This window comes from Glycomyces sambucus (genome assembly GCF_900102815.1).
Classification (GTDB): Bacteria; Actinomycetota; Actinomycetes; order Mycobacteriales; family Micromonosporaceae; genus Glycomyces; species Glycomyces sambucus.
Window position 1 is genome coordinate 207,850 of record NZ_FNGF01000008.1, and the last position, 26,524, is coordinate 234,373.

Genomic DNA, 26,524 nt, shown 5'->3' on the forward strand with positions numbered 1-26,524 from the left:
CCCGGGCCCGGACCGGCCGCGGACGTCCCGTCCCGCGGCACCGCGCGTCCCGACCCCCGGTCGGGTGCGCGGCCACGCTCCGTCCCAAACTGATAACTGAAAAACGCGATCTCGACGGCGCTCGCGCCAGGTCATACACTCGTCACATGGCAGGCGTACACCGCAGACGAGGGCGCCTCTCGAAAGAGGGCCGCCGCCTCCTCGGAGGCGCGGCGCTGCTCGCCGTCTTCGCCCCGGTCACCGCCTACACCCTGAACGCCGCGATCGCCCACGTCCAGTCCTGCGGGACCGAGGTGGAGCTGAAGGTCGCGGCCGCCCCCGAGATCGCCGCGGTCCTCGACGAGTTCATCGCCGCCGGCGGCGGCGCCCCCTCCCGCGGCTCCGACGTGTGCGCCGACATCACCGTCGAGGCCGTCGCCGGGAACGCCGTCCAGGACACCGGCGCCGACGTGTGGATCCCCGAGACCGGCCTGTGGCGCAACCTCCCCGGCCCCGACGGCGCGCTCCCCGCCGACCAGTGGGAGGTCCTCCAGGACTCCACCGCCTCCAGCGCGGTCGGCCTCGCACTCCCCGAAGGCCAGAGCACCGACCAGGTCCTCCCCGACGAGACCGTCGTGGCGCTCCAGGACCCGCGGCAGCACGCCGCGAGCCTCATGTGGATCATCATCTTCGGCGTCGACGAGTACACCCCCGAAGGCGGCGACGGCCCGCCCGTCATGTCCGCCCCCGAAGTCGCCGCCCACAACAGCACCGGCGGCACCACCCTCCAGGCCCCCGCCGGCGCGGCCCAGGTCGCCCAGTTCGAGTACCCCATGCTCGTGCGCGCCGAGCTCGGCCCCGACGAACGCGAGGCCGCCCAGAACCTCCTGCGCTCCTACAGCAGCGCCCAGTACGGCGAACTCCTCGCCCAGCACGGCCTCACCCCGGGCATCCCGCAGCCCGCGCCCTCCTCGACCGAGGTCATCGAAGCCGCCCTGCGAGGCTGGGACGAACGCTAGGCCGCCTTCGCCTGCGACTGGTTGAGCACGTCGTTGAAGACCTGCCAGCACTCGTCGGACCGGAACTCCATCACGTCGACCGTCGACCAGGCGTGGAACACCCCGTCCTCCGCGGCCGTGAACACGCTGAGCGACCCGCGCCAGCGCCCCGCCTCCTGCGTCCGCTCCGACACCCCGATGTCGCCGTTCTGGAACGTCTGGAGCGGCTGGTACGGCAGCTCCTCGCGGAGCATGTCGCGCGCCTCGGGCGGGCAGTCCCCGCCGCACACCTCCCAGCCGACCGTGATGGTCGAGTCGCCGCCGTCCGCGGTGCACACCGCCGACGCGCCCTCCTCGTCGCAGTCGAAGCCCTCGGGCACGCGGAACGCGAACGGCCAGCCCGCGTACGCGACGGTCCGCGTCCGGGCGTCGTCGGGGAACAGCGTCCCGCCGACCCGCTCCTCACCGGCCGCCTCGTCCCACTGCGGGGTCTCGTCCCCGGCCTGCTCGTCCTCACCGGCCTCGGAAGGCGCCTGGGAGACGTCCTCGACCGCCGCGGTGTCGCCCGGCTCGGCACTGGAGCCGTCCGGGTCGTCGCCGCTGCCCGACATGAGGATCCACACGCCCACCACGAGCGCCAGGATGACCACCACCGAGCCGATGCCCACGAGGATCGGCACCAGCTGCGAGCGCTTCCGGGGCGGCGCGATGATGACCACCGGCGGCGACATGGGCGGCGGCGAGGGCGGCCCGACCGGGGAGGCGACGGGCGCGGGCGAGCGCTGCGCGGCCGCCATCTGGTGGGCGGCCCGCTGGGCCGCGGCCGCGGGACCGACCGGCAGCGGCCCCGTCGCGGGGCCGAGCGCGAGGAGCCGGTCCATGATGCGGTCGGCGCCGCGCAGGCGCGGGTCGCGCAGGACCACCACGTAGGGCTGCTCCGCTTCGAGGTCGGCCACGAGGATCGGGGCGTCGTCGGGCCCGGCCGTGGCGTAGGCCCAGGCCACGGTGTCGGAGAGGAGACCGCGGCGGGCGGGGTCCTTGGAGGAGGTGGAGCCGAGGGTGAGGATCTGCACGGGCCGGCCGTTCTCGTCCTCGCCCTCGCACAGCTCGTAGGCGCCCTCGACGCGCGCGGTCGTGACGTCGCTGTACGGCCCGACCGTGCGACTCATCGAAGCCCCCTCAACCTGCGATACGCCGAGCGCTGTCCGGGCGTGGGTGCCGTGAGAAGCGCGGAATTACCACTAAGTATGGCCCGGCCCCGCACGCCGCGCGACACCTGGCCGAACGCTCGCGCCCGGAGCTCCGCCGGGCGGCCGGGCGCCCTCGGCCCGATGACCGAGGCGGGCCCGAACGCGAGCCGGATACGCTGGCGGCGTGACCAACATGCTCAGCGAAACACTGGCACTGGCGGCCGCCTCCACGGGAGACGTCACCCACGCCGACGAGTACGACGGCATCATCGGTTGGGTGCTCGACCTGATCACGAAGTTCGGGGAGGTCGGCGTCGGGCTGGCCCTCGCGATCGAGTCCGTCTTCCCCCCGATCCCCTCCGAGCTCATCCTCCCCGTCGCGGGCTTCCTCGCCTACCAGGGGAAGATGAACTTCTGGCTGGCGATGTTCTTCGCCGCGCTCGGCTCGATGGCCGGCGCGTACATCCTCTACTACGTCGGCTACTTCTTCGGCCGCGAGCGCACGCGCTGGCTGTTCGAGAAGCTGCCGCTCCTGGAGCTCAAGGACTTCGAGCGCTCGGAGAAGTTCTTCGCCAGATGGGGTGGGATCGCGGTCCTCGCGGGCCGGTGCCTTCCCCTGGTGCGCAGCGCGATCTCGGTGCCGGCCGGGATCGAGAAGATGCCGTTCTGGAAGTTCACCGGCTACACCCTGGTCGGTTCGGTGGTGTGGAACGGGATCTGGATCGGGCTCGGCTTCGCGTTCGGGCCCTCGATCGAGCCGGTCCTGGCCGAGTACTCGGGGCTGCTGAGCAAGATCGTGGTCGTCGTCATCGGCGGCCTGTTCGCGTGGTTCGTGATCGCGCGCGTCGTCAAGCTGATCCGCAGGAAGCGCGGCGGCGGTGAGGACCAGAACGGCGGCTCCGGGCACACGGACACGATGATCCTGCCCCGCGTGCGGTAACGTTCATCACGTTTTTCGTTGCGGCCCTTCGCTTTCGAGCGGAGGGCCGTTTCGCTGTCCCTTGGCGCGGGCGACTCGGGCATATGCGTCATCCTCACATTCCTGGTGCGCAACATCGCATCTTTTTCGAATTTCTTCGCGTCTGGGCGTAACCGCGCCCCCGCCTCTCCAGTTAGTCAGGGTGGCCGCACGCGATGCGGCCGGGCCGGAGTGTCACCGGCCCACCGGACAGCGAGCGCGGTCCCCGATCCCCCGGCGAACCAGCCGGTGCGGTCGCGGCTGGGGGTCGCATGCGCGGGCGCCGCTTCGTGCGCGCCGCCGTCAGCCGCTTGTCGAACACGGACAATTCAGCGATCTTGTGCCGCCCGCCGGCCCGGTCAGTGCTGCTTCCCCAGTGACGGCCGGACCAGAGCGGTACGAAGAAAGGCAATGAAGCAGATGAAGATGCGCACTGCGCGTACGGCGGGCCTCCTCGGGGGCCTCGCCACGGGGGCTCTGCTGCTCGCGGGGACGGCCGCTCAGGCCGCCGACACTGTCGAGGAGTCCGCCGGCGACCTGGTCGCGGCGACTCCGGAAGCCCTCGGGGGGCTCCCGGTCTCTCCCGACGCGGTCACCGGCATGGCCTCCGGCGTCACCGACAAGGTGCCCGGACTCAGCGCGGTCAGCGCGGTCCCCGGTCTCGACATGCTGGTGCCCTCGGGCGCCGACGCCGAGGCCAAGGCCGACAAGCCCGCCGAGAACCCGAACAAGGGCGGCCAGGACGAGGCGCCCCAGGGCGGACCGCTCGACGGGCTCCCCGTCGGCGACCTGCTCGGCGGCCTCGGCGGCGGCCTGCCGGTCCCGCTGCCCTTCTAGGGCTCGTACCTCGGTCCCGGCGCCCGCCGCGCCGGCCCGAACACGGACGACGGGCCCGTCCGGCCCCAGGACGCAAGCGGACACGTGAACGCGACGAGGCGGTGCACCGCCGAGTCCGCGCGAGCGTGCCCGCGGGCGCCCGGCCGGACGGCCCGCCGACCGCCACAACTCTCCCGGTTTCAACAGCACCCCGTCCGCAGGCGAGACCCAGCTCGCCTTCCTCGGACGCGCACAAGCTTTTGGAGCCACGGAGCTTCACGGGGGACGTGATGGAACAGCAACAACTTCCCTGAAAGGTGAACTTCGTGCACAACTCATGGGCTCGCAAGACCGCGCAGACCGGACTCGTCGCCGTCGGGGCGGTCCTCGTCGCCGGCGCCGGCACCGCTCACGCCACCGGGCCTGACACGACCACGCAGGACAACGTCGGAGCGGTCTCCGGCAACCAGGTCATCGCCCCGATCCAGGTCCCCGTCAACATCTGCGGCGTCTCCGCGGCCGTGCTCGGCACCGCCGACTCCGGCTGCGAGGGCGGCTCCGAAGCCGACTTCGACGGCGCGGGCGACCTCACCACCCAGAACAACACCGGTCTGGGCAACGGCAACCAGGCGTTCGCCCCCGTCCAGGTCCCGGTCGACGTGAGCGGCATCGCCGCCGCGGTCGGCGGGCACTCCTGGGCCGGCTCCGAGGGCGGGGCCGACGCGGACATCGCCGAGTCGGGCCGCGCCACCGAGTCGGGGAGCACCCTGACCCAGCACAACTACGGCGCGCTCTCGGGCAACCAGCTCCTCGCGCCGATCCAGGCCCCGATCAACGCCTGCGGCAACGCGATCGCCGTCGGCGGCGTGTCCGACGCGGACTGCGACGGGGGCGCGGACGCCGACTACAGCGGCGCCGGCGACCTCACCACGCAGGGCAACGTCGGCCTCGGCAACGGCAACCAGGTGTTCGCGCCGATCCAGGCCCCGATCAACGTGTGCGGCAACGCCATCGCGATCCTCGGTGTCGCCACCGCCTCGTGCGACGGCGGCTCCGAGGCCGAGATCCCCGGCAACGACAAGCACGAGGGGCACGACAGCCACAAGGAGCTCGCCACCGCCGAGGCGGCGGACGTGGACCTCAACGAAGAGGCCCTGCCCGTCCCCGGTCTCGACACCGTCGGCGGCGTCGTCAGCGGCGCCCCGGTGGTCGGCGGCCTCGCCGGCGGCCTGGTCGGCAACACCACCTCCGAAGGTGTTGCGGACACGGCCTCCGACGCGGTCTCCGGCGTGACCGAGCTGGCCGGCGCGGGCGTCCGCTAAGGACACCGCGGGGGAGCGCCGAACCGGGCGCCCTCCCCGCCCCGCACGACCGCACGTTCGAAACCGCACTGTCGATACCGCACATCGATACCGCACTCGCGCCGCGGCCTCAGGGCCGCGGCGCGAATCCGCGTTCAGTCCCGGACGGCGTCGAGGCGGGCGGCGAGCGCGTCGTTCATCGACGTGAAGCTCCGCTCGGTGTCGGCGAGGGTGCCCGCCATGAGCGGCACCAGGATCCCGGTGAACCGCTCGCCGTGGGTGAGGACCGTGGTGCCGTCCTGCTGCGGTTCGAGCACGAGGTAGTGCTCGCCGTCGAAGAGGCCGCCGGGGCCGAGCCTGCCGAGCCACCGGATCTGGCGGGCCGGGGAGACCCGCAGGACGCGGGGCCGGAACGTCATCGGCTTCCCGTCGCCCCGCAGGAAGGTCGCCTCCAGGCGCTCGTCCTCGGCGAGGAGGCCCGCGATCGCGGTGATGAACGGGTTCCACTCCCCGTAGGCGGGGAAGTCGGTGAGGACCGCCCACACCTCGTTGGCGCGCGCGTCGAGGTGCGCGGTGGTCTCGATCCGGTGCTCCTTGCCCCCGGCCCAGATGGCGTATGCGGTGATTGCGGCCACGATGACGGCCGCGACGACCAGGATGATCACAGTCCCAGACTCCAGAATCGAATGTTGCCGTTGCTGTCGCCGGTGGCCGCGTACTGCGTGCCGTCCACCGTGACGTCCACGAGCTTGGTGACCTCGGCGCCGCCGGAGGGGAACTCGATCTCCTCGTCGTGCCCGATGCCGACGGCCTTGGCCGCGCCGGATGTGTCGAGGCACAGCAGCGACATGCCGCCGGAGGTGTCCACCAGCTCGTGGTGGATCGAGTCGTCCTCGTCGCCGTAGGGGACCGGTTCGAGGGCGGGGGTCTGGGCGTCGAGGTCCCAGAAGTACAGGTCCCCGCCCGCGTCGTAGAGCATCGCGTAGGGGGTGTCCCAGTAGTAGACGACGGCGAACGCGGCGGTCGACAGCGGCTGGTCGCCCGCGGTCATGGCCAGGCCCCAGGGCTCGCCGGTGGCGCCGTCGACGACGTCGACCTGCTGCGCGCCGGTGACCGCGACCAGGTTCGTGGCGGGGCCGTCGGTGGAGGTGAAGAAGCGCGGGTACCCGTAGCCGCTGGGGACGGGGAGGCGCGTGACGGTCTCCTGCGACTCCAGGTCGTACAGCTCGTACTCGGTCTCGTTGAGCAGGCTCAGGACCGCGTGGCCGTCGACGACGCCGGTGCGGCGGATGCGGACCTCGGCGCCCTCGGCGACCATCTCGGGCGTGCCGGCCCAGGTGAACTCGCCGGTCTCGGCGGTCCACAGGTACGGGTCGCCGTCGTCGCCGATCGCGACCATGTGGTCGTAGCCGGTGGAGGAGGCCGCGGCCCACAGCGCCTGGACGCCGATCTCGAGGTCGAACTCGTCGACGAGCGCGCCGGTCTCCAGGTTCCACTGGCGGAGCATGCCGTCGTTGCCGCGGGAGAACAGCATGGGGCCGTCCGCGGTCTCGGCGGGCGCCAGGGCCATGACGGCGTCGGCGTGGGCGGACTCGATCTGCGCGATGTTGGTGCCGGCCTCGGCGGGCTCCCAGTCGGGTGTGAACGAGGTCGCGGTGGCGAGGTCGTCGAACTCGTCGGTGGCGCCCTCGTCGCGGTTGAACCACCACAGGCCCGCCACGATGAGCAGGTCGACGGCGATGAAGCCCGCGAGGAGGCGGCGGCCGATCTTCTTGCGCCGCAGCCGCTCCGCGTCGGTCTCGGGCGGCTCGGGGGCGTCACCGGACACCGACACCGGCGGGGCGGCGGGCGGGGTGGCGACCGGCGGCAGCGCCCGGTGCGGCGAGGCGGGGGACTCCTGCGGGCGGTACGCGGTCGGCTGCCGCGGCGCGAACACGGGGGCGGCCTGCGGCGTCGTCGCGGGCGCCGGGGCCGCGGCGGGGGCGGGGCGCTGGAGGTGGAGCGTGGCCGCGTCGGACCGCGCCCACAGCACCGAGCCTTCGGCGACGACGACCTCCGGCTGGTCGAGCACCGTCGGGGCCGTTCCGAGCTCGCGGTGGAGCATGGTCGCCACCAGCGGCATGCGGCTCGCGCCGCCGACGAGGAACACGGGGGCCTCGCCGAGGGACAGGCCCGCGGCGCGGATGACCCCGAGTGTGACGCGGACCGTCTGCTCCAGGTGCGGGCGGGCGATCTGCTCCAGCTCGTGCCGGGTCAGGTGCGCCTCGACGTCGAGCAGCGGGATCGCGATGTCCGACTGCTGGTGCCGCGAGAGCCGCTCCTTGGCGCCGCGCACCTCCTCCTGGAACTCGCGGAAGTAGCGGCGCTCCTCGATCGTCTCGGGGCCGACGAGCCGCTTCCAGCCCTCGCGGTCCCCGTAGACCCCGCCCAGGTGCTCGATGAGCGCGGCGTCGATGTCGAGGCCGCCCAGGTCGCCGCGGCCGTCGAGCGCGACCGTCTCGAACCCGGACTCGGTGCGGCGCACCACGCTCGCGTCGAACGTGCCCGCCCCGAGGTCGTAGACCACGATCGAGGAGCCGACCGCGGTGCGGTGCTTCAGGGCCTCGGCGTAGTAGGTGGCGGCGGCGACCGGCTCGGGCACCAGCCGCACCCGGCCCAGTCCCGCGCGCGACGCGGCGTCCTCGACGACCCGGCGGCGGGCCGGGCCCCACTCGGCGGGCACCGTCAGCGTCACCTGCGCGGCGGCGCCGACGACGCGGCGGCTCTCGGCCGCGACCGCGCCGAGCACGGCCGCGATGAGGTCGGGGACCGGGAACTCGCGCTCGCCCAACAGCGTCGAGGGCCGGTCGATGAGCCGCTTCGGGTTGGGCTCGAAGCGCTCGGGGTGGCGCCGGCCCGCGTGGACCGCGTCCCGGCCCACCAGGAGACCGCCGTCGGCGTCGGCGCACACCGCCGACGGCATCAGCGGCGCGCCGTCGAACAGCAGCGGACGCACGCTCCCGTCGGCGCGGCGGACCACCGCGATGGTGTGCGAGGTGCCGAAGTCGACGCCGAGTGCGGTTCCTTGGGGGCCGGGGCTCATGACCAGAATCGTAACGAACCGAACGAACACGGGTCGTCCAGCGCACGCGGCCGCCGCTTCGACCGCCGTGCCGACGCACGCGCCCGCCGCCTGCACCGCCGCGCGGGCGCGCCGCCCCCATCGCCGCGCCGCCCCGCGGGAGCGCGACCCGCGGCCCCACCGCCCCCGTGTCCCGCGATCGGGTGACACGGGCCCGCGCCCGGCCGATTCCTGTCGGACCCCCGCGACATGATGGCCGCTATGTTCCCCGGGGCGGGTGGGGGTTCGGGACGGATACGGGCCGGTCGCACCGAAATCGCCGCGGCCCGCCACCCCCTCCGCCCGCTCCGAGGAGGCCGCTGACCGCAACCCGGTTGAATTAGTCTGGTCGTACGTCGTAATGTCGGGGGACCAGCCACCGACCGATCGGACCCGAATGAGCGCTCCCGCCTACCTCGACCCCAACCGGCCCGTCGCCGAACGGGTCGAGGCCATCCTCGCCCTCATGAGCGACGAGCAGAAACTCGCCTGCCTCAACGGCGTCCCCGAGACCGTCCTCGCCGACGGCTTCCTCCTCCCGGCGCTGCGCAACCAGTTCAACGAGGTCCTCCACGGCTCCGGCCACCACGCCGACGCCACCCTCTTCCCGCAGGCCATCGGCCTCGGCGCCACCTGGGACACCGAACTCATGGAGCGCATCGGCGAAGTCGTCTCCCACGAGACCCGCGCCCGCGACACCGATGTCCACGCCGCCTTCGGCCCCGTCGCCGACCTCCGCTCCAACCCCCTCGCCGGCCGCTTCGAAGAGGGCTTCGGCGAAGACCCCCTCCACACCGCCGCCATGGTCACCGCCTACGCGTGGGGCCTGCGCGGACGCCACCCCCACTACGTCCGCATGCTCCCCCAGATGAAGCACTACCTCGGCTACAACCACGAATGGCACCGCCACCGCGGCTCCGCCTCCATGAGCGTGCGCGCCCTGCGCGAATACCAGGAGGTCCCCTACCGCAAGCCCGTCGCCGCCGGCGCCGTCCACGGCGCCATGACCTCCTACAACCTTGTCAACGGCGTCCCCTCCGTCATCGCCCCCATCATGGACGAGCTGCGCGCCGAACGCGAGGACGGCCGCTTCTTCTTCCTCCCCGACGGCTGGGACGGCGTCAACCTCCACACCACCAAGGGCGCCGTCTGGGACACCTGGGAGACCCCCGAAGGCGGCGACGTCCCCTACCCCCAGGCGCTCGCCGCCGAAGAGGGCCGCGACATCGACATGGGCGAGGACGGCACCGGCGACATCGGCGTCTACTCCTCCGCGCTCTTCCTCCTCGCCGGCCAGACCAACTTCCACGACGGCTCCGAACTCCCCTTCACCGCCAACGCCGCCGCCGCCGTCCGCCGCGGCCTCTTCGGCCTCACCATGGACCACGTCGACCGGGTCGTCCGCGACTGGCTCGACTTCCTCGTCCGCACCGGGAAACTCGACGGCGACGCCTGCCCTTATAACCTGATCGCCGCCGACCCGCACCCCCAGGAACGCCCCGAGGCCGTCGCGCTGGCCCTCCAGGCCGCCCGAGAGCAGCTCGTGCTCCTCAAGAACACCGCGGGGGCCCTCCCGCTCCCCGAGGCCGCCAGCGTCGCCGTGGTCGGGCCGCTCGCCGACCTGAACCTCCGCGACTACTACAGCCCCCTCGTGCCCGCCGAGCGCCGCACCACGCCCCTCCAGGCGCTCCGCGACCGCCTCGGCGCCGACCGCGTGCGCACCCACAGCGGCAACGACACCGTCGCGTGGGCGGCGGACGGCAAGTTCGTCACCCGCACCGAGGACGGCGCGCTCGCCGCCCGCGCCGAGGACGCCGGCGAGACCGAGGCGTTCGAGGTCTTCGACTGGGCCCACGAGCAGCACATGTTCCGCCACACCGCGACCGGGACGTTCGTCATGGCGAACCTGCTGGAGCTCAGCGACGGCCCCGCGAGCTTCGCGAACCAGGCCGGGGCCTCCGGGAGCGGCGGCCCGCGCCTGGTCGCCCACGACACCGCGATGGAGGACGCCAACGCCTGGTTCACGCACCAGAACCTCCACTACGTGCGCGGGGCCGAGGGCGTCGAGCTGTTCGGCGTCAACCACGTCCCGTCCGAACCGGACGGGCCCTACCACGTGCGCCTCGCCGCGGACGGCTCCCTGCCGCTCGCCAAAGGCCCCTTCGCACCCGTGCTCACCGAGACCGTGGTCGAGGACGGCCCCGCGGCAGCGGCGGCGCTCGCGGCCGACGCGGACTGGGCCGTCGTGTTCGTCGGGAACCACCCGCTCGTCAACGCCCGCGAGTGCTTCGACCGCCCCGGCCTCGACCTCGCGCCGCGCCAGGCCGACCTCGTCCGCGAGGTGGCCGCCGCCAAGCCCGGCCGCACCGTCGTGGTCGTCGTCTCCGCCTACCCGCTCGCGATCGGCGCGATCGCCGAGGACCCGAACGTCGCCGCGATCCTCTACACCTCCCATGCCGGGCAGGCCGCCGGGACCGCGATCGCCGAAGCCCTCACGGGCGACTACGCGCCCGCGGGCCGCCTCACCTCGACCTGGCTCGCCGACACCTCCTCGCTGCCCAAGCCGGGGCCGCGCACCGAGGCGTACCGGGTCGACGAGGTCGACATGCTCGAGTACGACGTCATCAGCGCCGGGCTCACCTACCGGTACTCCCGGGCCGAACCGGTCTACGCCTTCGGCCACGGCCTCACCTACACCTCCTTCGCCTACGGCGCCTTGGAGGTCCCGGCCGAAGCGGATGCCGACGAGCCGTTCACCGTCGCGTTCGACCTCACCAACACCGGCGACCGCACCAGCGACGAGGTCGCGATCGTCTACGCGAGCGCCGTGCGGTCTGCATACGGCTCCCGCGTCCCCGGCGTCCAGCTCGCGGGCTTCCAGCGCGTCAAGGACGTCGCCCCCGGCGAGACCCGCCGGGTCGAGGTCGCCGTCGACCCGCGGGACCTGTTCGTGTGGGACGTGGTGAGCGGCAGGCGGATCGTGGAGTCCGGCGAGTACCGGGTGTCCGTCGGCGACCGCGGCGAGCTGCCCGATGCCGCCGTCCGCATCCACGGCGAGACCATCGCGCCCCTCGACCTGTCGCAGGGCGCGAACGTGTGGGAGAAGGCCACGATCGCGCAGGGCGTCACCTACTGGGAGGTGTCGAAGCTCCACACGCTCAAGCGCGAGGGCGGGTACCACTCCACGGCCTCGCGCCGCCCCGGGGACCACGTCGGCTTCACCGGGGTGGACCTGAACGGCGCGAAGCGGATCGAACTGCGCACCGCCACCACCACCGCCGCCTGGGCCGACCCCGCCTCCAACCCCGCCTCCGACGCCGCCTCGGCCTCCGCCCCCGCGGACCGTGTCATCGAGGTCCGCGCGGGCGCCCCCGACGGCCCGCTCCTCGCCCAAGTCCAGGTCCCGCAGACCACCGGCCTCCAGGACTTCACCGGCACCGGCGCCGACCTCGAAGGCGCCGAGGGGATCCAGGACCTGTACCTGGTCTACCGCGCCGGCGGCGTCTACATCGACACGATCCGCTTGACCCGCTGAACCCCCGCGACCAGCGATTCCACAGAGTTATCCACAAGTAGCAAGTTCACATTCGACAGTGTCGCGCCGCACCTGTTGTAGTGGATAGCAAAAACGTCATCCGCTGTCGGCGGGATGGCGGCGACATCAAGGGGATTCGCGAAACGTCGCTCCATACCGAGGCCCGAACGGCGCGGAAGCCACCCGCGCTCGGGTCCCCGTCGACACACCCGCTCCGCGCGGAGCACCGCGGGCGGCCGACCATTCAGGTCGGCCGCCCGCACGAGCGCAGAGAACGGGTCCCGGACTCAGTCGTGGTGCTCGGTCGCCACGAGCCGCCCGCCCGAGGTGTGGAACACCACGAACTCGCCCTTCTCCATGGGCCCCACCGGCACCGGGGTGCCGAGGCGCCCGCTGGTGTAGGCGATCATCTCGTCGATGTGCTCACCGTGCCCGCACACCACCGCGGGTTCCCCCGCGTCGATGATCGCGTCGAGGCGGGCCGTCGCCTGCGCGGGCTTGAGGGTGCCCAGGGTGAACTCGGGCAGGCCGGTGACCGAGACACCCTCGGCCGCGCAGTACGGCAGCAGCGTCTCCAGGCAGCGCGCGCTCGTGGAGCTGTACGCGGTGCCCGACGGGAACGCCGATAGCAGCACTTCGAGCTGCTGGGCCCGCTCGCGGCCGCGCTGGTTCAGCGGCCGCAGCTCGTCCTGGTCGAACCAGTCGGCCTTGGAGAGCGCGACGGCGTGGCGCACGAACACGATCGGGACCGTTTCGCGGGCCACTTCGCGGGAGAAGTCCGCGAGCACCGGCTGGTCGCGCTCGTAGGTCAGCCGCTCGGCGACCCGGTCGAGCGGGATCCACTCCAGGTCGTCCACCTCGCGCGGGTCCACCGCCTCGTCGACGGCCTCCTCCGCGGCGGGGGTCGCGCACCAGTAGTCGACGCGCTTGAGCTTGCCCTCCTTGTCGTAGAAGGAGGGCGCGAGCGGGCGGCCGAGCACCGGCCTGATCCCGGTCTCCTCGAAGACCTCCCGCTGGGCGGCCGCGAGCAGGTGCTCGCCGCGCTTGAGCTTGCCCTTCGGGAAGGTCCAGTCGCCGTACTTGGGCCGGTGGATGAGGGCCAGCTCCGGCCCCTCCGCGCCCTGGCGCCACAGCACGGCGCCGGCGGCGAAGATCTCGGGTTGCATCAACGGTGCTCCTGCATGAGTTGTTCCTGGAGGTCGGCGCCGCCCCGCTGGCGCGACCAGAGCCCCAGGGGGCCCAGTTTCCAGGTCCGGGTGCCGTCGTCCATGCCGCGGTCCAGCAGCGAGGTCAGCTGCGCGCGATGGGCATCGCCTTGGACCCGTATCAGCACCTCGACGCGGCGGTCGAGGTTGCGGTGCATGAGGTCCGCGCTGCCCAACCATACTTCCGGGTCGCCGCCGTTCTCGAACACGTACACCCGGGAGTGTTCGAGGAAACGGCCGAGCACGCTGCGCACGCGGATGTGCTCGGACAGGCCGGGCACGCCCGGGCGCAGCGCGCAGATGCCGCGCAGGAGCAGGTCGACCTCGACGCCGGCCTGGGACGCCCGGTAGAGCGCGTCGATGATGCCCTCGTCGGTGAGCGAGTTGCACTTGAAGCGCAGCCGCGCGGGCAGGCCGGCCTTGTGGTTGTCGATCTCGCGCTGGATGCGCTCGAGCAGGCCCGGCCGCAGCGAGTGCGGTGCGGCGAGGAGCCGGTGGTAGTCCTCGTCCCGGGAGTAGCCGGTGAGGTGGTTGAACACGGCGTTGACGTCCTCGCCGACCTCGGGGTCGGTGGTGAGGAGCCCGAAGTCCTCGTAGAGGCGGGCCGTGGTCGGGTGGTAGTTCCCGGTGCCCACGTGCGTGTACCGCAGCAGGGTCCCGTCGGCCTCCTGCCGGACCACCAGGGAGAGCTTGCAGTGCGTCTTGAGCCCCACTATCCCGTACATGACGTGGCAGCCGGCGCGCTCCAGCTTCTGCGCCCAGTCGATGTTCGCCTGCTCGTCGAAGCGGGCCTTGATCTCCACGACGACCACGACCTGCTTGCCCGCGTCGGCGGCGCTGATGAGGGCGTCGACGATGGGGGACTTGCCGGAGGTCCGGTACAGGGTCTGCTTGATCGCGAGGACCTTCGGGTCGGCGGCGGCCTCCTCGATGAGCCGCTCGACCGAGGCGGTGAACGAGTCGTAGGGGTGGTGCAGGAGGACGTCGCGGTCGCGCATGACCGCGAACAGGTCGGCCTCGGGCGGCAGGACCTTCTCTGAGGGCCGGAACCGCGGGTACTTCAGGTCGGCCCGGTCGATGTTGGCGATCGCGTCGAGCCCGGCGAGGTCGAGCGGCCCGGGGAGGCGGTAGACGACCTCGTCCTCGACGCCGAGCTCGGCGGTGAGGCGGTCGAGGACGCGCGGGTCGATGGTGTCCTCGACCTCCAGGCGCACCACGGGCCCGAAGCGGCGGCGCAGCAGCTCGCGCTCCAGGGTCTGGAGGAGGTTCTCGGTGATGTCCTCGTCGATCTCCAGGTCCTGGTTGCGGGTGACGCGGAACGTGTGGTGCGCGAGGACGTCCATGCCGGGGAACAGCTGCTCCAGGTTGGCCGCGATGACGTCCTCCAGCGGCGCGAACCGGCCGGGGGCGACGGCGATGAAGCGGGGCAGCAGCGGCGGGACCTTCACGCGCGCGAACCGGGTGGTGCCGTTGCGGGGGTCGCGGACCTGCACGGCGAGGTTGAGGGACTTCCCGGAGATGTACGGGAAGGGGTGCGCGGGGTCGACGACGAGCGGGGTGAGCACCGGGTACACGCGGGTGCGGAACAGCTCCTGCATGCGGGCGCGCTCGCCGTCCTCGAGGTCGGCCCAGCGCACGATCGCGATGTCCTCCTTGGCCAGGAGCGGGGCGATCTCGTCGCGGAAGTACTCGGCGTGCTCGGTGCTCAGCTGGTGGGCGAGCCCGGCGAGGCGGCCGAGGACGGCGTGCGGGGAGCGGCCCGAGGAGGTGCGCACGGGCAGGCCGGTCGCGAGGCGGCGCATGAGGCCGGCGACGCGGACCATGAAGAACTCGTCGAGGTTGTTGGAGAAGATCGAGAGGAATCGGACCCGTTCGAGCAGGGGCAGCTCGGGCGACTGGGCCAGGCGCAGGACGCGACCGTTGAACCGCAGCCAGCTCTCCTCGCGGTCGAGGAACCGGTCGGGCGGCAAACCGGCGTCAACGAGGGGAACAGGGTCACTATTCGTCATACATCACAAGGTTAACGAAGAAAATGAACTCACGGTGAACGCGCTTTGAAATCCGTTCATGATCGCGGGATCACCCACCGTGACCACAGGGGAGCCACGATATCGCGCACCGGCCCGCCGTCCTCCCGCGCACCCGGTTGCGGCGCTCCGGGCGGGCGCCGCGCGAGGTGTCCGCCAGGTGACGCGCCCCGTGAGGCGAATCCGCGCGTCCGCATGACCGGGGGCCTCCGGGGGTAGACACTGGCGGGAACGCAGAGGAGGGGCCCGTGTCAGACGAGAACGCGCCGTACGCGGCGGGCGAAGAGGAGCCCTACGGGTTCATCGACGACGGCGAGGAGGAGGGCGAGGACGTGGAGGACGACATCCTCGACCAGAAGGACTACCGCGAGGCCGACCGCTGGGGCATGACCCCGGACGAGGAGCGGCGGGGCGCGTCCCTCGCCGACGAGCTCGCGGCCGAGGTCCCCGACGTCTCGGGCGAGCCCGACGACCCGCGCCCCGGGGACCCGATCCCCGACGAGCCCCCCGGCTACCCCGACCCGGACGGCGACGAACCCCTCCCGGACGAGCCGGCCCCGCCGGGATCCTGAGGACCGCCGGCCTGCGACGCGGAAAGGGGGGCCGCACCGACCGGTGCGGCCCCCCTTTCGGCTCCCGCCCGGAGCGGGAAGGGCCGGTAGCCGGCCCCTGCTTGCCATGCGCACGAAAGAACCCCCAGGCGAACCTGGGGGTTTTCGCTGCGGTCCCGACGGGATTTGAACCCGCGACCTCCGCCTTGACAGGGCGGCGAGCACTCCTAGCTGCTCCACGGGACCTTGGTGAACTCGTGCGAGTCCGTCAAGGTCGCAAGACCTCTTCAATTTATACCAGCCGCGCTCCGTGTGACCGGCACCGCGTCTGGGTCGTACCCCCAACGGGATTCGAACCCGTGTTACCGCCTTGAAAGGGCGGCGTCCTAGGCCACTAGACGATGGGGGCGCACGTTGATCCTGGCACGCGACAAGGACTGTCGCATTCCGATTTCTCCGGCTCACCACCGCGGAATTCCGCTTGGGCTCGACAAGCATACGCGACAGCGGCATCCCCGCGAAAGGCGGGTGGCCCTTGAGACCGCCGTCTCATCCGCGCCCGGCCGCGCCCCGTCCGCAGCCCGGCCGCGACCGGGCCGCCGCTCCGCCGCGAGCGGGCCGCAGGCCCGGTCGAACCGCTGCTCGCGGCCGTGCGCCAGGAGCCTTGCTAGCGTTGGGGACATGGAGTTCGCCTATCTGGGACCGCGCGGGACCTTCACCGAGGCCGCCCTCCGCCGGCTGCCCGCCGCCAAGGGCGCCGCCGCGGTGCCGCTGCCCTCGATCCCGGAGATCCTCGACGCGGTCCGCCGCGGCGAGGTCGACGCCGGCTTCGTGCCGATCGAGAACTCGCAGGAGGGCACCGTCACGCTCACCGTGGACGAACTCGTCGGCGGCGATCCGCTCGTCATCGCCGGAGAGGTCGTCCTCCCGGTCACGTTCGTGCTCGCCTCCGCGAAGGCCCCCGCCGCGATCGCCACCGTCGCCTCCCACCCGCACGCCATCGCCCAGGTCCGCGGGTTCCTGCGCCGCGAGCTCCCGAACGCCGTCGTCCACCAGGCGCTCTCCACCGCCCAGGCCGCACAGCGGGTCGCCGACGGCGAGTTCGACGCCTGCGTGTGCGCCCCCTTCACCGCCGAGGCCGCCGGACTCCCCGTGCAGGCGTTCGACATCGGCGACAGCTCCGGCGCCGAGACCCGCTTCGTGCACGTCGTGCGCCCCACCGCCCCGCCCGAGCCCAGCGGCAACGACATCACCTCCCTGGTCGTCTCCATCGACCACGACCGGGTCGGCGCGCTCCTGGCCGTCCTCACCGAACTCGCCATCCGCGGCATCAACCTCACCCGCATCGAGTCCCGCCCCACCGGCGAGGGCCTGGGACGCTACGCGTTCTTCCTCGACTGCACCGGCCACCTCGCCGACCCGCGCATGGGCGAGGCCCTGACCGGGCTGCGCCGCATCTGCGCCGACGTCCGGTACCTCGGGTCCTACCCGCGCGACCACTCCGACCGGCCCGTCCCGCCCCCCGCCGGGCTGGGCGACACCGACTTCGCCGACGCCGCCGCCTGGCTCGACCGCCTCCGCGGGGGCGGCGCCGCCTAGCCGCTCCGGCCTACGCTGAGGGCATGTCCACTCTCCCCCAGGAGCTGGCGCTCCTCGCCTACGACCGCACCACCGGCCGCGAGCGCACCGGCGGATACCTCGACCTGGCGCTCGGCGGCGCGGTCCTGTTCACGCTCGCGCTCGCCGGGCGCGTCGACCTGGACGGCAAGAAGGTCCGCGTCCTCGACCCGGCCCCCACCGGCGACCCGGTGGTCGACGAGCGGCTGGCCGCCCTCGCCGCCGACAAGCCCCGCGCCCCGCACACGGTGGTCGAGCGCTTCGCCAGGAAGCTCACCGAGACCGTCCGGGACGGCCTCGTCGCCGACGGGGCCCTGCGCCACGAGCGCGGCAAGGCCCTCGGGGTCTTCCCCGTCAACCGGTACCTCCAGGCCCGCGGCGGGATCGGCGACGAGACCCGCGTCCGCCTCGCCTCCGCCGTCCGGACCGGCCGCACCGCCGACGAGCGCACCGCGGCGCTCCTGGCGCTCGTGGCCGCCGTCAACCTGGAGAAGGCCGTGTTCCCCGACCGCGAGACCCGCCCGGACCGCAAGCGGCTCAAGGCGTTCGCCGAAGCCCACTGGGTCGGCTCCGCCACCCGGAAGGCGGTCGCGAACCGGCGGGGCGCCAGCGCCGCGGTCGCCTCCGGCGGCGGGGGCTGAGGGATCTTCCGAGCGGTCCTCAGTGCGGTCGCGCCTGCGGCGTGGTTAGCTTGAGGCATGTCTGAAACATCTGCTTCGCATTCGGGCGAGGAGTCGCCGCCGGTCCCGGAGCCCCAGATCCCCCCGGTACCGCGGATACCGGTGCCGCCAGTGCCCCCGGTCCCGGGCCTCGGCGTGCCGCCCGTGCCCGATGTCCCGGGGGTCCCGGTCCCGCCGGAGCCGCCGTCGCGGCCGCGCAAGGTCGACATGGACCACGTCAAGATCACCGACCCGGAGCGGATGAAGGCGCTGGCGCACCCGGCCCGGATGACCGTGTTCGACTTCCTCGCGAAGCGCCGGGCCGAGGGCTTCGACGGTGCGACCGCCACGGAGATCGCCGAGGTCGCGGGGATGACGCCGAGTGCGATGAGCTACCACCTGCGGACGCTCGCGAAGGCCGGGTTCATCGAGGAGGCCCCGAGCCGCGGCGACGCCCGCGAGCGCGTGTGGCGGCTGCTGCTGCACTCGTTCTCGATCTCGGCGGACGACGACGCGCCCGAGAGCCACCAGGTGATCGAGCGGACCATGAGCGAGGCGTTCCGGGCGCAGCAGGAGCGGAACTTCGCGCGGTGGGTGGAGCGGGCCCGCACGGTCGATCCGGCGCTGCGGCGGGCGTCGATGACGCAGCAGGGGCACGTCCGGCTGACCCTGGAGGAGGCCGAGGAGTTCACGCGCCGGTTCATGGAGCTGGAGCAGGAGTACGTGGACCTGGGCGTGAAGCGCGCCGAGGAGGGGCACGACCCCGAGGACGGCACGCACGTGTTCAGCGTGCTGTTCCGGTTCTTCCCGCGGGTCTGACCTGCGACGGGGCGGGCTCGGGGGCGGGCCCGCCGCAAGTCCGGCGGGGGCGTCCCGGCGAGGCGTGAAAGAAAATCTTCGAGAAATCTGAAAAAGGTCTTTCGCATCGAGGCGTGAAAGTGTATCTTCGAAATATGTCTTTCACATCCTTCGCCGACGGGACCCGCTGGTCCGACGTCTACACCTCCGCCGCCTGCGCCTTCCTCGCCGGCACAGCCATGTTCACGGCCGACTTCGCCCTCACCCTCCGCCTCCAGTCCGAGGGCTACGGCGGCTTCGCCATCGCCGCCCTCATCATCGCCGCCACGCTCCCCCTCGTGGTGCTTTCCCCGGTCACCGGCCGCCTGGCCGACCGCTTCGACAGCCGCGCGCTCATGGCCCTCTCGGGCCTGCTCCAGGCCGCCTCGATCGTCGCGATGGCCTTCACCGACAACCTGATCGCGCTCTACGGCCTGGTCATCCTGAACGCCTGCGGGACCGCGGTCAACCAGCCGGTCGTCTCCGCGCTCGTCCCGGTCATGGCCCGCCGCGAGGACCTGCCCCACGCGGTCGCGATGGTCCAGACCGGCACGCTCGTCGGCCTCGCCGCCGGCCCCGCCGTCGCCGGGTTCGTCATCGGCGCCCACTCCTCCGGCGCGGCCCTCATGCTCGCCGCCGGATGCGCCCTCCTGCGCGTCCTGTGCTGCCTCGACATCCGCACCCGCCGCGGCGGCGTCCGCCGCGACCTCACCGCGACCGCCGCGAAGGCCAAGGCCGCGTGGCGCCTCAAGGGCGACCGGCTCCTCACCGCGATGGTGTTCGGCCTCAGCGCCGTGATCGCCGCGATGTGCGCCGTCAACGTCCTCAGCGTCTTCCTGGTCCGCGAAGTCTACGACGCCTCCGAGAGCACCTACGGGCTCATCAAGGCGTGCTGGACGATCGGCATGGTCGCCGGCGCCTGGATCGCCGCCGCGCTCATCCGCCGCCTCGACCGCGACGTGCAGCTCGCCTGGATGCTCATGGCCTGCCTCGCCGGCGTCGGCCTCATGTGCGTCGGCCAGGGCCTGCCGCTCTTCTCGGTGCTGCTCATGGTGCCGCTCAACCTCATCGGCGGGATCTTCAACGCCGGCGAGAACTCCGCGCTCGGCATCGCGCTGGCCCGCCGGGTCCCCGAGGCGTTCCGGGGCCGCGCCAACGCCGCGGTCAACGGCCGGGTCAACGCGGCCCAGCTCATCGGGTTCCTGCTCGGCGGCGCGATGTCGACCGTGATGGACGTCCAGACCGCGTTCGTCGCCGTCGGCCTCGTCTCGATCCTCATCGTCCTCGCCTGCCTCCCGGTCATCCGCCGCGCGGCCCGGGCCGACGAGACCGACGGCGGCACCCCCGCCGAGCGGCCCGCCGAGGCCCCCGCGGAGCGCGCCCTGGCCGGCGCGGCCGCGTTAGGGATGGCCACGCCGCGCCGAGGGTGAACTCCTGCGAGCGGGAGGCGAAGCCCGCGAACGGGGAACAGGAAGGCCGGACGCGAAGTCCGGACAAGGAGGCCGGAGTAGAGGCCGGAGTAGAGGCCAAAGTAGAGGCCGGAGCCGCAATGCGGCTCCGGCCTTCACTTTGCTCGCCTACGCGCGCGTAGTAGAGGTAGTGCCATCCACAGCCCCCACCCACCCTGAGGGGGACCGTAGGCGCGATGCTTGCCGAGGGGTGCGACACTTCCGGGCCCGGAAACCGGTGTCCCACCGGAAATCCACGCGATCGGGGGATGAAGACCGAGACGCTCTCGCGTGCACCGCCGGGCGCGGCCACCTTTCAAGCCGGGTAGGCGCGGATCTCGGCGGCCTTCACCGCCGCCCAGACCTCCTGGCCCGGTTCGAGGCCGAGCTGCGCCGCCGCGGCAGGGGTCACGTCGGCCGTCGCGCGGATCGGGCCGTCCAGCTGCACCCGCAGATGGTCCCCGTGCCGGTGCACCCCCGCGACCACCGCCCGCCACGTGTTCCGCGGGCTCCCGTCCGGCTCGGTGCGGAACAGCGCCACCGCGCTCGGCGGGAACGCCGCGAACGAATCGCCCTCCAGGGCCTCCGCGGTCGCCAGCACCTCGCCCGAGGCCAGCCGCACCGTCCGGCCCGACGCCGTGCCGCGGTACAGGTTCAAGCCCACCAGACGCGCGATGTAGTCCGTGCGCGGCCGGGCCGTCACCGACTCGCCGTCGCCCTCCTGGACCGCCCGCCCGTCCTCGACCACCACGAGCCGGTCGGCGAGCATGAGCGCGTCCACCGGATCGTGCGTCACCAGCACCGCCGGGCCCGCGAGCCCCGCCAGGTGCCGGTGCAGCTCCACGCGCGTGTCGAGCCGGGTCCGCGCGTCCAGCGCCGCCAGCGGCTCGTCGAGGAGCAGCAGCGCCGGGTCCGTCGCCAGCGCCCGCGCGAGCGCCACCCGCTGCGCCTGCCCGCCCGAGAGCTGCCCCGGGCGGCGCTTCCCGAAGTCCCCCAGGCCGACCCGGTCGAGCCATTCGGCCGCGAGCGCCCGCGCCTCGGCCCGGCCGAGGCCGCGCCGCCGCGGACCGAACGCGATGTTCTCGACAGCGTTCAGGTGCGGGAACAGCAGGTAGTCCTGGAAGACGACGCCGATCCGCCGGTGCTCGGGCGGCACCCAGCGCGCACCGCCGCGCGGCCGGTCGGGGAGGGCGCCGTCGGGCACGGCACTATCCGGCACGACACCATCGAGCACGACACCGTCGAGCGCGATGTGCCCCTCCGACAGGTCCTCCAGCCCGGCGAGCGCCCGCAGCGCGGTGGTCTTCCCCGCGCCGTTGGGGCCCAGGAGCGCCACGGTCTCTCCGGGGGCGACCTGGAGCCGCAGGTCGAGGCGGAACGTCCCGCGGTCGACCACGAGGTGCGCGTCGAGGCCGTGCGCTCCAGGGGTACTCATGCGACCGCCGTCCAGCGCTCGCGCAGCGACGCCAGCACCGCGACCGACACCGCGAGCAGGATCAGGCTGAGCACGATCGCGGCCTCCAGGTCGGACTGGAGCGCGAGGTAGACCGCGAGCGGCATCGTCTGGGTGCGGCCGGGGAAGTTGCCCGCGAACGTGATCGTCGCCCCGAACTCGCCGAGCGCGCGGGCCCAGCACAGGACCGCGCCCGCGAGGACGCCCGGGGCGATCATCGGGAGCGTCACGTGCGTGAACACGGTCCAGCGCCCGGCGCCGAGGGTCGCGGCGGCCTCCTCGAACCGCACGTCGGCCCCGCGCAGCGCGCCTTCGACCGAGACGACGAGGAACGGCATCGACACGAACGTCATGGCGAGGACGACCGCGGTGGTGGAGAACGGGATGGTGACGTCGAAGCGCTCGTGCAGCCACGTGCCGACGATCCCGCTGCGGCCGAACACGAGCAGGAGCGCGACGCCGCCGACGACCGGCGGGAGCACCAGCGGCACGGTCACGAGCGCGCGCAGGAGGCTGCGCCCGGGGAAGTCGCCGCGGGCGAGCAGCCACGCGATGGGCACGCCGAAGAGCAGCGAGAGGGCCGTGGCGAGGCTCGCGGTGACGAGCGAGAGGCGCAGGGCGTCGAGCATCGCGGGTTCGGCGAGGCGCGCGGGGAGCTCGGTCCACGGGGCGCGGGCGAGGAGGCCCGCGAGGGGCAGGATGAGGAACGCGAGCCCGGCGGCGGCGGGGACCAGGAGCGCGGCCGGGACGCGGCGGCGCTGGCGGTTGCGCTTGGCGGGCATGGCGTTCCTCATCCTATGCGGCTAGGGCCGCTGGAATCCGGCGGTTTCGAGGACGGCCCAGGCGTCGTCGCCGAGGACGTACTCGGTGAACTCGGCGGCGAGGTCGGGCGCGGCGGCGTCGGCGAGGGCGGTGATCGGGTAGGTGTTGACCGCTTCGGCGGACTCGGGGAACTCGACGGCGTCGACCTCGTCCTGGGCGGCGATGGCGTCGGTGCGGTAGACGAGCGCGGCGTCGACCTCGCCGAGGGTGAGCTTCTGGAGGGTGGACTTGACGTCGGCCTCGAAGGTGACGGGGGTGAGGGCGGTGCCGGAGGCGTCGATGGCGGTCTGTGCGGCGGCGCCGCAGGGGACCTCGGCGGCGCAGGCGGCGAAGTCGAGGCCCGCGAGGTCGGCGAGGCCGGCGACGCCGGCGGGGTTGCCCTCGGGGACGGCGATGACGAGCTGGTTGAGCGCGAACGGCCGCGGGTCCTCGGCGGCGCCGGCCTCCACGACCTTGTCCATGTTCTTCTGGTCGGCGGAGGCGAACACGTCGGCGGGCGCGCCCTCGGTGATCTGCGCGGCGAGATCGGAGGAGGCGGCGAAGCTGAACTCGACGGCCACGCCGTCGTGCTCGGCCTCGAACCGCTCGCCGATCTCGGTGAACGCCTCGGTGAGCGAGGCGGCGGCGAGGACGGTGAGCGTGGACTCCTCGGCGTCGTCGCCTTCACCGCCGCTGCCGCAGGCGGTGAGAGCGGCGAGCGCGAGGACGGCGGTGAGGGCGAGTGCTGGTCTGGTGCGCATGCGGGTCTCCCGGGGTGGGTGCGGTGTCGTACGGCGGTTCGCGGTGCCAGCCGGCCCGGCGCTCACCGAGGCCGCGCCGTGCGGATCGTCTGCGACTCGGCGTGCGGCGGTTTCATCGTGCGGCGGTGTCATCTTTCAGCCGTGTCATCTCTCGGCGCTGTCACCTTTCAGCCGTGTCATCCCTCGGCGGTGTCATCTCTCGACCACGACGTTGGTGGACTTGACGATCGCGGTCGCGAGGGAGCCGACTTCGAGGCCGAGTTCGTCGACGGCCTCGCGGCTCATGAGCGAGACGACCCGGAACGGGCCGACCTGGAGGTCGACCTGGGCCATGACCTGGTCCTTGACAATCCCGGTGACGATGCCGCGCAGCCGGTTGCGGGCCGAGGAGTTCCCGGTGCCGTCCGGGGCGGCGGCCCGGTCGCGCGCGAACGCGGCCAGGTCGGCGCCGGTGATCACCCGGTGCCCGTGCTCGTCGCGGTCGGCGGCGAGCCGCCCGGCGTCGATCCAGCGGCGGAGGGTGTCTGCGGAGACCCCGAGCAGTTCGGCGGCCTCACCGATGCGAAACGTCGTCACCCTTCGAGCATAACCTCGCGAATGCGACGCCCGTGTTGACAAACGCTCGTGTTTGCGAACTCGTGATCGTGAAGCCCTCGCGAATGCGGATCCTGGAAATGTCGTACCCCTATGGCACGGTCGTTGAACCGGGGGCCCGCGAATTGGGCGGTGCGACCGCCGAAAAACCGGTTTGGCATGCCCGCGAAACGCCCCGCCCGAAGTACGAGCCAGCCTCGCTTCCAGCGGAAACGTCGTACCCCTGTGGCACGGTTCTTGAACCGGGGGCCCACGGATTGGTCGGGTCTCGCGACCGAAAAGCGGTTTGGTGCGCCCGCGAAACCGTGCCCTGGGTCAGCCCCAGCCGAGTTCGTGGAGCCGCGCCTCCTCGATCCCGAAGTGGTGGGCGATCTCGTGGACCACGGTCACCGCGACCTCCTCGACGACCTCCTCGGGCGTCGCGCACATGCGCAGGGTCGGGCCGCGGTAGATCGTGATGGTGTCGGGGAGCACTCCGCCGTACTCCCAGCCCCGATCCGTGAGGGCCGTGCCCTGGTAGAGGCCCAGGAGCTCCTTGTCGGCGCCCTCGGGTTCGTCGTCAACCAGGATCACCACGTTGTCGAGCATCGCCATCAGCTCGGCCGGCACCGAGTCGAGCGCGTCGGACACCGCCGCCTCGAAGTCCGCCTCGTCCATATCTACCGCCACACGCCCACAATATGCGCTGGGGAGCCCGGCGGCCCGGCCGGTAATCTGTGGACGTGATTGATCTGCGAGCACTGCGAGAGCACCCTGACGCCTATCGCGACAGCCAGCGCAAGAGGGGCGCGTCCCCGGACGCCGTCGACGCCCTCCTCTCCGCCGACGCCGACCACCGCAGTGCCCTCCAGTCCTTCGAGTCCCTGCGCGCCGAGCAGAAGGGCCTGGGCAAGAAGATCGCCGGGGCCGCCGCCGACGAGAAGCAGCAGCTCCTCGAGCGCACGAAGACCCTCGCGGGCGAGGTCAAGGAGGCCGAGTCGCTGGTGACGGCGACCGCCGCGGCGTTCGACGCCGCCGGCAAGGCCATCCCGAACCTGGTCGCCGACGGTGCGCCCGCCGGCGGCGAGGACGACTACATCGTCCTGCGCGAGGTCGGCGAGCGCACCGAGATCGAGGACCCGAAGGACCACCTGGAGCTCGGCACCGCGCTGGGCCTGCTCGACACCGAGCGGGGCGCGAAGGTCTCGGGTTCGCGGTTCTACTACCTGACCGGCGACGGCGCGCTGCTCCAGCTCGCGATGCTGAACCTGGCGATGCAGCAGGCGGTGGAGACCGGCTTCACGCCGATGATCCCGCCGGTGCTCGTGCGCCCGGACGCCATGGAGGGCACCGGTTTCCTCGGCGAGCACGCCGACGAGATCTACTACCTCGAGCGCGACGACCAGTACCTGGTGGGGACCTCCGAGGTCCCGCTGGCGGCGTACCACTCGGGGGAGAACCTGGGCGAGCTGACGCGGCCGCGCCGGTACGCGGGCTGGTCGTCGTGCTTCCGCCGCGAGGCGGGCTCGTACGGGAAGGACACCCGGGGGATCATCCGGGTGCACCAGTTCGACAAGGTCGAGATGTTCTCGTACTGCCGGCCCGAGGACGCGGCCGCCGAGCACGAGAAGCTCTTGTCCTATGAGGAGCAGATGCTCCAGAAGATGGAGCTGCCGTACCGGGTCATCGACGTCGCCGCGGGCGACCTCGGCACCTCGGCCTCGCGCAAGTTCGACTGCGAGGCGTGGGTGCCGACCCAGGGCCGCTACCGCGAGCTGACCTCGACCTCGAACTGCACCACGTTCCAGGCCCGCCGCCTGAACGTGAAGTACCGCGACGAGCAGGGCCGCAACGCGGTCGCCGCGACCCTGAACGGGACCCTCGCGACGACCCGCTGGATCGTGGCGATCCTGGAGAACCACCAGCTCCCCGACGGGACGGTCAAGGTGCCGAAGGCGCTCCAGCCGTACCTCGGCAAGGAGATCCTGGAACCGAAGAAGTAGCGCACGCGCGAAGCGGCCCGCCGACTTCTGGTCGGCGGGCCGCTTCGCGGTTCTAAGCAGGGGCTTTGAAGGCGGGATTTCGAAGGCAGGGGTTTGAAGGCAGCATCCGAGCCGCGGGAGGCCCGGTTCGGCGCCCCCCGAGCTCAACCCTGACACAGGGGTCCGTCACCGAACCGGGGGCGCGGCGGCGGGAGCGGTTTTCGGGCAGGGGCGACGCCTGGGACCGGCGGATCGCGGGCCCCCGGTCAAAACCCTGACACGGGGGTCCGACAGCGTTCGCCGACCGGTTCCGGTTTCATGTTCGGCGCCGTGGCGCTATCCGTCGAGCTGCTCTTCCAGCCAGCCCTTGAGGACGAGGGCGTGGTTGACCTCGGTGTCCTTGGCGGCGTACAGGAGTGTGACCGGGCCCTGGCGGGCGGCGGCCAGGAGCGGTTCGGCCCGCTCGGGGTGGCCGTCGAGCTCGCCCCGGTACCGGCCGGTGAACTCCGCGAAGCGGTCGGCCATGTGGCCGAACCAGATGCGCAGGTTGGGGGAGGGCGCGGCGTCCTGGGCCCACTCGACGCCGTCGAGGTCCTCTTTGCTGACCCCGCGCGGCCACAGCCGGTCGACCAGGAACACCGTCCCGGCCCGGTGGGGGTCCTGGCGGTAGTCGTAGACGCGTTCGATCGTGATGTCGGACATGTACGCACGGTATGCCCCCGCGCCCCGCGAT

22 protein-coding genes and 2 tRNA genes are annotated in these 26,524 nt (G+C 72.6%); 11 read left to right on the forward strand and 13 right to left on the reverse strand.

Features of this window, described 5'->3' with window-relative positions:
• The first annotated feature begins 146 nt into the window (after positions 1-146).
• Positions 147-998 carry a hypothetical protein gene (locus BLS99_RS22790; RefSeq protein WP_091054025.1) on the forward strand — a complete coding sequence of 284 codons (852 nt, stop codon included), beginning with the start codon at positions 147-149 and terminating at the stop codon, positions 996-998.
• On the opposite strand, the gene BLS99_RS22795 is transcribed toward BLS99_RS22790, so the two are convergent.
• On the reverse strand, positions 995-2,146 hold the full coding sequence (locus BLS99_RS22795) for a flagellar basal body-associated FliL family protein (protein WP_091054026.1): 1,152 nt from the start codon (positions 2,144-2,146) through the stop codon (positions 995-997). The genes BLS99_RS22790 and BLS99_RS22795 overlap by 4 nt on opposite strands.
• Before the next feature lie 214 nt (positions 2,147-2,360).
• On the opposite strand from BLS99_RS22795, the gene BLS99_RS22800 reads away from it, so the two are divergent.
• From BLS99_RS22800 to BLS99_RS22810, 3 genes are all read left to right on the forward strand, one after another.
• On the forward strand, positions 2,361-3,107 hold the full coding sequence (locus tag BLS99_RS22800) for a DedA family protein (RefSeq protein ID WP_176953497.1): 747 nt from the start codon (positions 2,361-2,363) through the stop codon (positions 3,105-3,107).
• 444 nt (positions 3,108-3,551) lie between these two features.
• Complete coding sequence (locus BLS99_RS22805; RefSeq protein WP_143034917.1) at positions 3,552-3,962, forward strand: hypothetical protein; 411 nt, start codon at positions 3,552-3,554, stop codon at positions 3,960-3,962.
• Between the two features lie 305 nt (positions 3,963-4,267).
• Positions 4,268-5,263: a chaplin family protein gene (locus BLS99_RS22810; protein WP_176953489.1), complete on the forward strand. Its 996-nt coding sequence runs from the start codon at positions 4,268-4,270 to the stop codon at positions 5,261-5,263.
• 134 nt (positions 5,264-5,397) lie between these two features.
• Here the strand turns inward: BLS99_RS22810 and BLS99_RS22815 are convergent, their stop codons facing one another.
• On the reverse strand, positions 5,398-5,907 hold the full coding sequence (locus tag BLS99_RS22815; protein WP_218126806.1) for an SRPBCC domain-containing protein: 510 nt from the start codon (positions 5,905-5,907) through the stop codon (positions 5,398-5,400).
• Positions 5,904-8,324, reverse strand: a complete 2,421-nt coding sequence (locus BLS99_RS26425; protein ID WP_176953490.1) for an Hsp70 family protein — start codon at positions 8,322-8,324, stop codon at positions 5,904-5,906. Before BLS99_RS26425 ends, BLS99_RS22815 begins: the two co-directional genes overlap by 4 nt.
• Before the next feature lie 415 nt (positions 8,325-8,739).
• Between BLS99_RS26425 and BLS99_RS22825 the strand changes: the two genes are divergently transcribed.
• Positions 8,740-11,877, forward strand: a complete 3,138-nt coding sequence (locus BLS99_RS22825) for a glycoside hydrolase family 3 protein (protein ID WP_176953491.1) — start codon at positions 8,740-8,742, stop codon at positions 11,875-11,877.
• Between the two features lie 287 nt (positions 11,878-12,164).
• Here BLS99_RS22825 and BLS99_RS22830 read toward each other — a convergent pair whose 3' ends face one another.
• Positions 12,165-13,043, reverse strand: a complete 879-nt coding sequence (locus BLS99_RS22830; protein ID WP_091054030.1) for an NUDIX hydrolase — start codon at positions 13,041-13,043, stop codon at positions 12,165-12,167.
• Positions 13,043-15,091 (reverse strand): RNA degradosome polyphosphate kinase, encoded by a 2,049-nt coding sequence (locus BLS99_RS22835; protein WP_091054031.1) that lies wholly within the window; start codon positions 15,089-15,091, stop codon positions 13,043-13,045. Before BLS99_RS22835 ends, BLS99_RS22830 begins: the two co-directional genes overlap by 1 nt.
• Before the next feature lie 266 nt (positions 15,092-15,357).
• On the opposite strand from BLS99_RS22835, the gene BLS99_RS22840 reads away from it, so the two are divergent.
• Positions 15,358-15,681 (forward strand): hypothetical protein, encoded by a 324-nt coding sequence (locus BLS99_RS22840; RefSeq protein WP_091054032.1) that lies wholly within the window; start codon positions 15,358-15,360, stop codon positions 15,679-15,681.
• A gap of 150 nt (positions 15,682-15,831) precedes the next feature.
• On the opposite strand, the gene BLS99_RS22845 is transcribed toward BLS99_RS22840, so the two are convergent.
• Both BLS99_RS22845 and BLS99_RS22850 read right to left on the reverse strand, forming a co-directional pair.
• Positions 15,832-15,906: transfer RNA gene (locus BLS99_RS22845), tRNA-Asp, on the reverse strand.
• Positions 15,907-15,996: 90 nt separating this feature from the next.
• A tRNA-Glu gene (locus tag BLS99_RS22850) sits at positions 15,997-16,069 on the reverse strand.
• A gap of 272 nt (positions 16,070-16,341) precedes the next feature.
• On the opposite strand from BLS99_RS22850, the gene pheA reads away from it, so the two are divergent.
• The 4 genes from pheA (at position 16,342) to BLS99_RS22870 (ending at position 20,203) form a co-directional block, all read left to right on the forward strand.
• Positions 16,342-17,259, forward strand: a complete 918-nt coding sequence (gene pheA / locus BLS99_RS22855) for a prephenate dehydratase (RefSeq protein ID WP_091054033.1) — start codon at positions 16,342-16,344, stop codon at positions 17,257-17,259.
• A 23-nt stretch (positions 17,260-17,282) separates the two neighbouring features.
• A complete protein-coding gene (locus BLS99_RS22860) occupies positions 17,283-17,918 on the forward strand; it encodes a GOLPH3/VPS74 family protein (protein ID WP_091054034.1) in 636 nt (211 codons plus the stop codon).
• 183 nt (positions 17,919-18,101) lie between these two features.
• Positions 18,102-18,755: a helix-turn-helix domain-containing protein gene (locus tag BLS99_RS26695; RefSeq protein ID WP_218126807.1), complete on the forward strand. Its 654-nt coding sequence runs from the start codon at positions 18,102-18,104 to the stop codon at positions 18,753-18,755.
• Positions 18,756-18,889: 134 nt separating this feature from the next.
• Entirely contained in the window at positions 18,890-20,203 is a 1,314-nt protein-coding gene (locus tag BLS99_RS22870) for an MFS transporter (RefSeq protein ID WP_091054035.1), read from the forward strand.
• Positions 20,204-20,537: 334 nt separating this feature from the next.
• Here BLS99_RS22870 and BLS99_RS27525 read toward each other — a convergent pair whose 3' ends face one another.
• The 5 genes from BLS99_RS27525 to BLS99_RS22895 all read right to left on the reverse strand — a co-directional run bounded on the left by BLS99_RS27525 (position 20,538) and on the right by BLS99_RS22895 (position 24,487).
• On the reverse strand, positions 20,538-21,656 hold the full coding sequence (locus tag BLS99_RS27525) for an ABC transporter ATP-binding protein (RefSeq protein WP_091054036.1): 1,119 nt from the start codon (positions 21,654-21,656) through the stop codon (positions 20,538-20,540).
• Positions 21,653-22,468: an ABC transporter permease gene (locus tag BLS99_RS22880; protein WP_091054037.1), complete on the reverse strand. Its 816-nt coding sequence runs from the start codon at positions 22,466-22,468 to the stop codon at positions 21,653-21,655. Before BLS99_RS22880 ends, BLS99_RS27525 begins: the two co-directional genes overlap by 4 nt.
• 9 nt (positions 22,469-22,477) lie before the next feature.
• Complete coding sequence (gene modA / locus BLS99_RS22885) at positions 22,478-23,236, reverse strand: molybdate ABC transporter substrate-binding protein (protein ID WP_091054038.1); 759 nt, start codon at positions 23,234-23,236, stop codon at positions 22,478-22,480.
• Between the two features lie 192 nt (positions 23,237-23,428).
• Positions 23,429-23,812, reverse strand: a complete 384-nt coding sequence (locus BLS99_RS22890; RefSeq protein WP_091054039.1) for a TOBE domain-containing protein — start codon at positions 23,810-23,812, stop codon at positions 23,429-23,431.
• Between the two features lie 333 nt (positions 23,813-24,145).
• Complete coding sequence (locus tag BLS99_RS22895; RefSeq protein WP_091054040.1) at positions 24,146-24,487, reverse strand: metallopeptidase family protein; 342 nt, start codon at positions 24,485-24,487, stop codon at positions 24,146-24,148.
• A gap of 65 nt (positions 24,488-24,552) precedes the next feature.
• On the opposite strand from BLS99_RS22895, the gene serS reads away from it, so the two are divergent.
• Positions 24,553-25,812 (forward strand): serine--tRNA ligase, encoded by a 1,260-nt coding sequence (gene serS / locus BLS99_RS22900; protein ID WP_091054103.1) that lies wholly within the window; start codon positions 24,553-24,555, stop codon positions 25,810-25,812.
• A gap of 315 nt (positions 25,813-26,127) precedes the next feature.
• On the opposite strand, the gene BLS99_RS22905 is transcribed toward serS, so the two are convergent.
• Entirely contained in the window at positions 26,128-26,493 is a 366-nt protein-coding gene (locus tag BLS99_RS22905) for a DUF488 domain-containing protein (RefSeq protein WP_091054041.1), read from the reverse strand.
• Positions 26,494-26,524 lie beyond the last annotated feature (31 nt).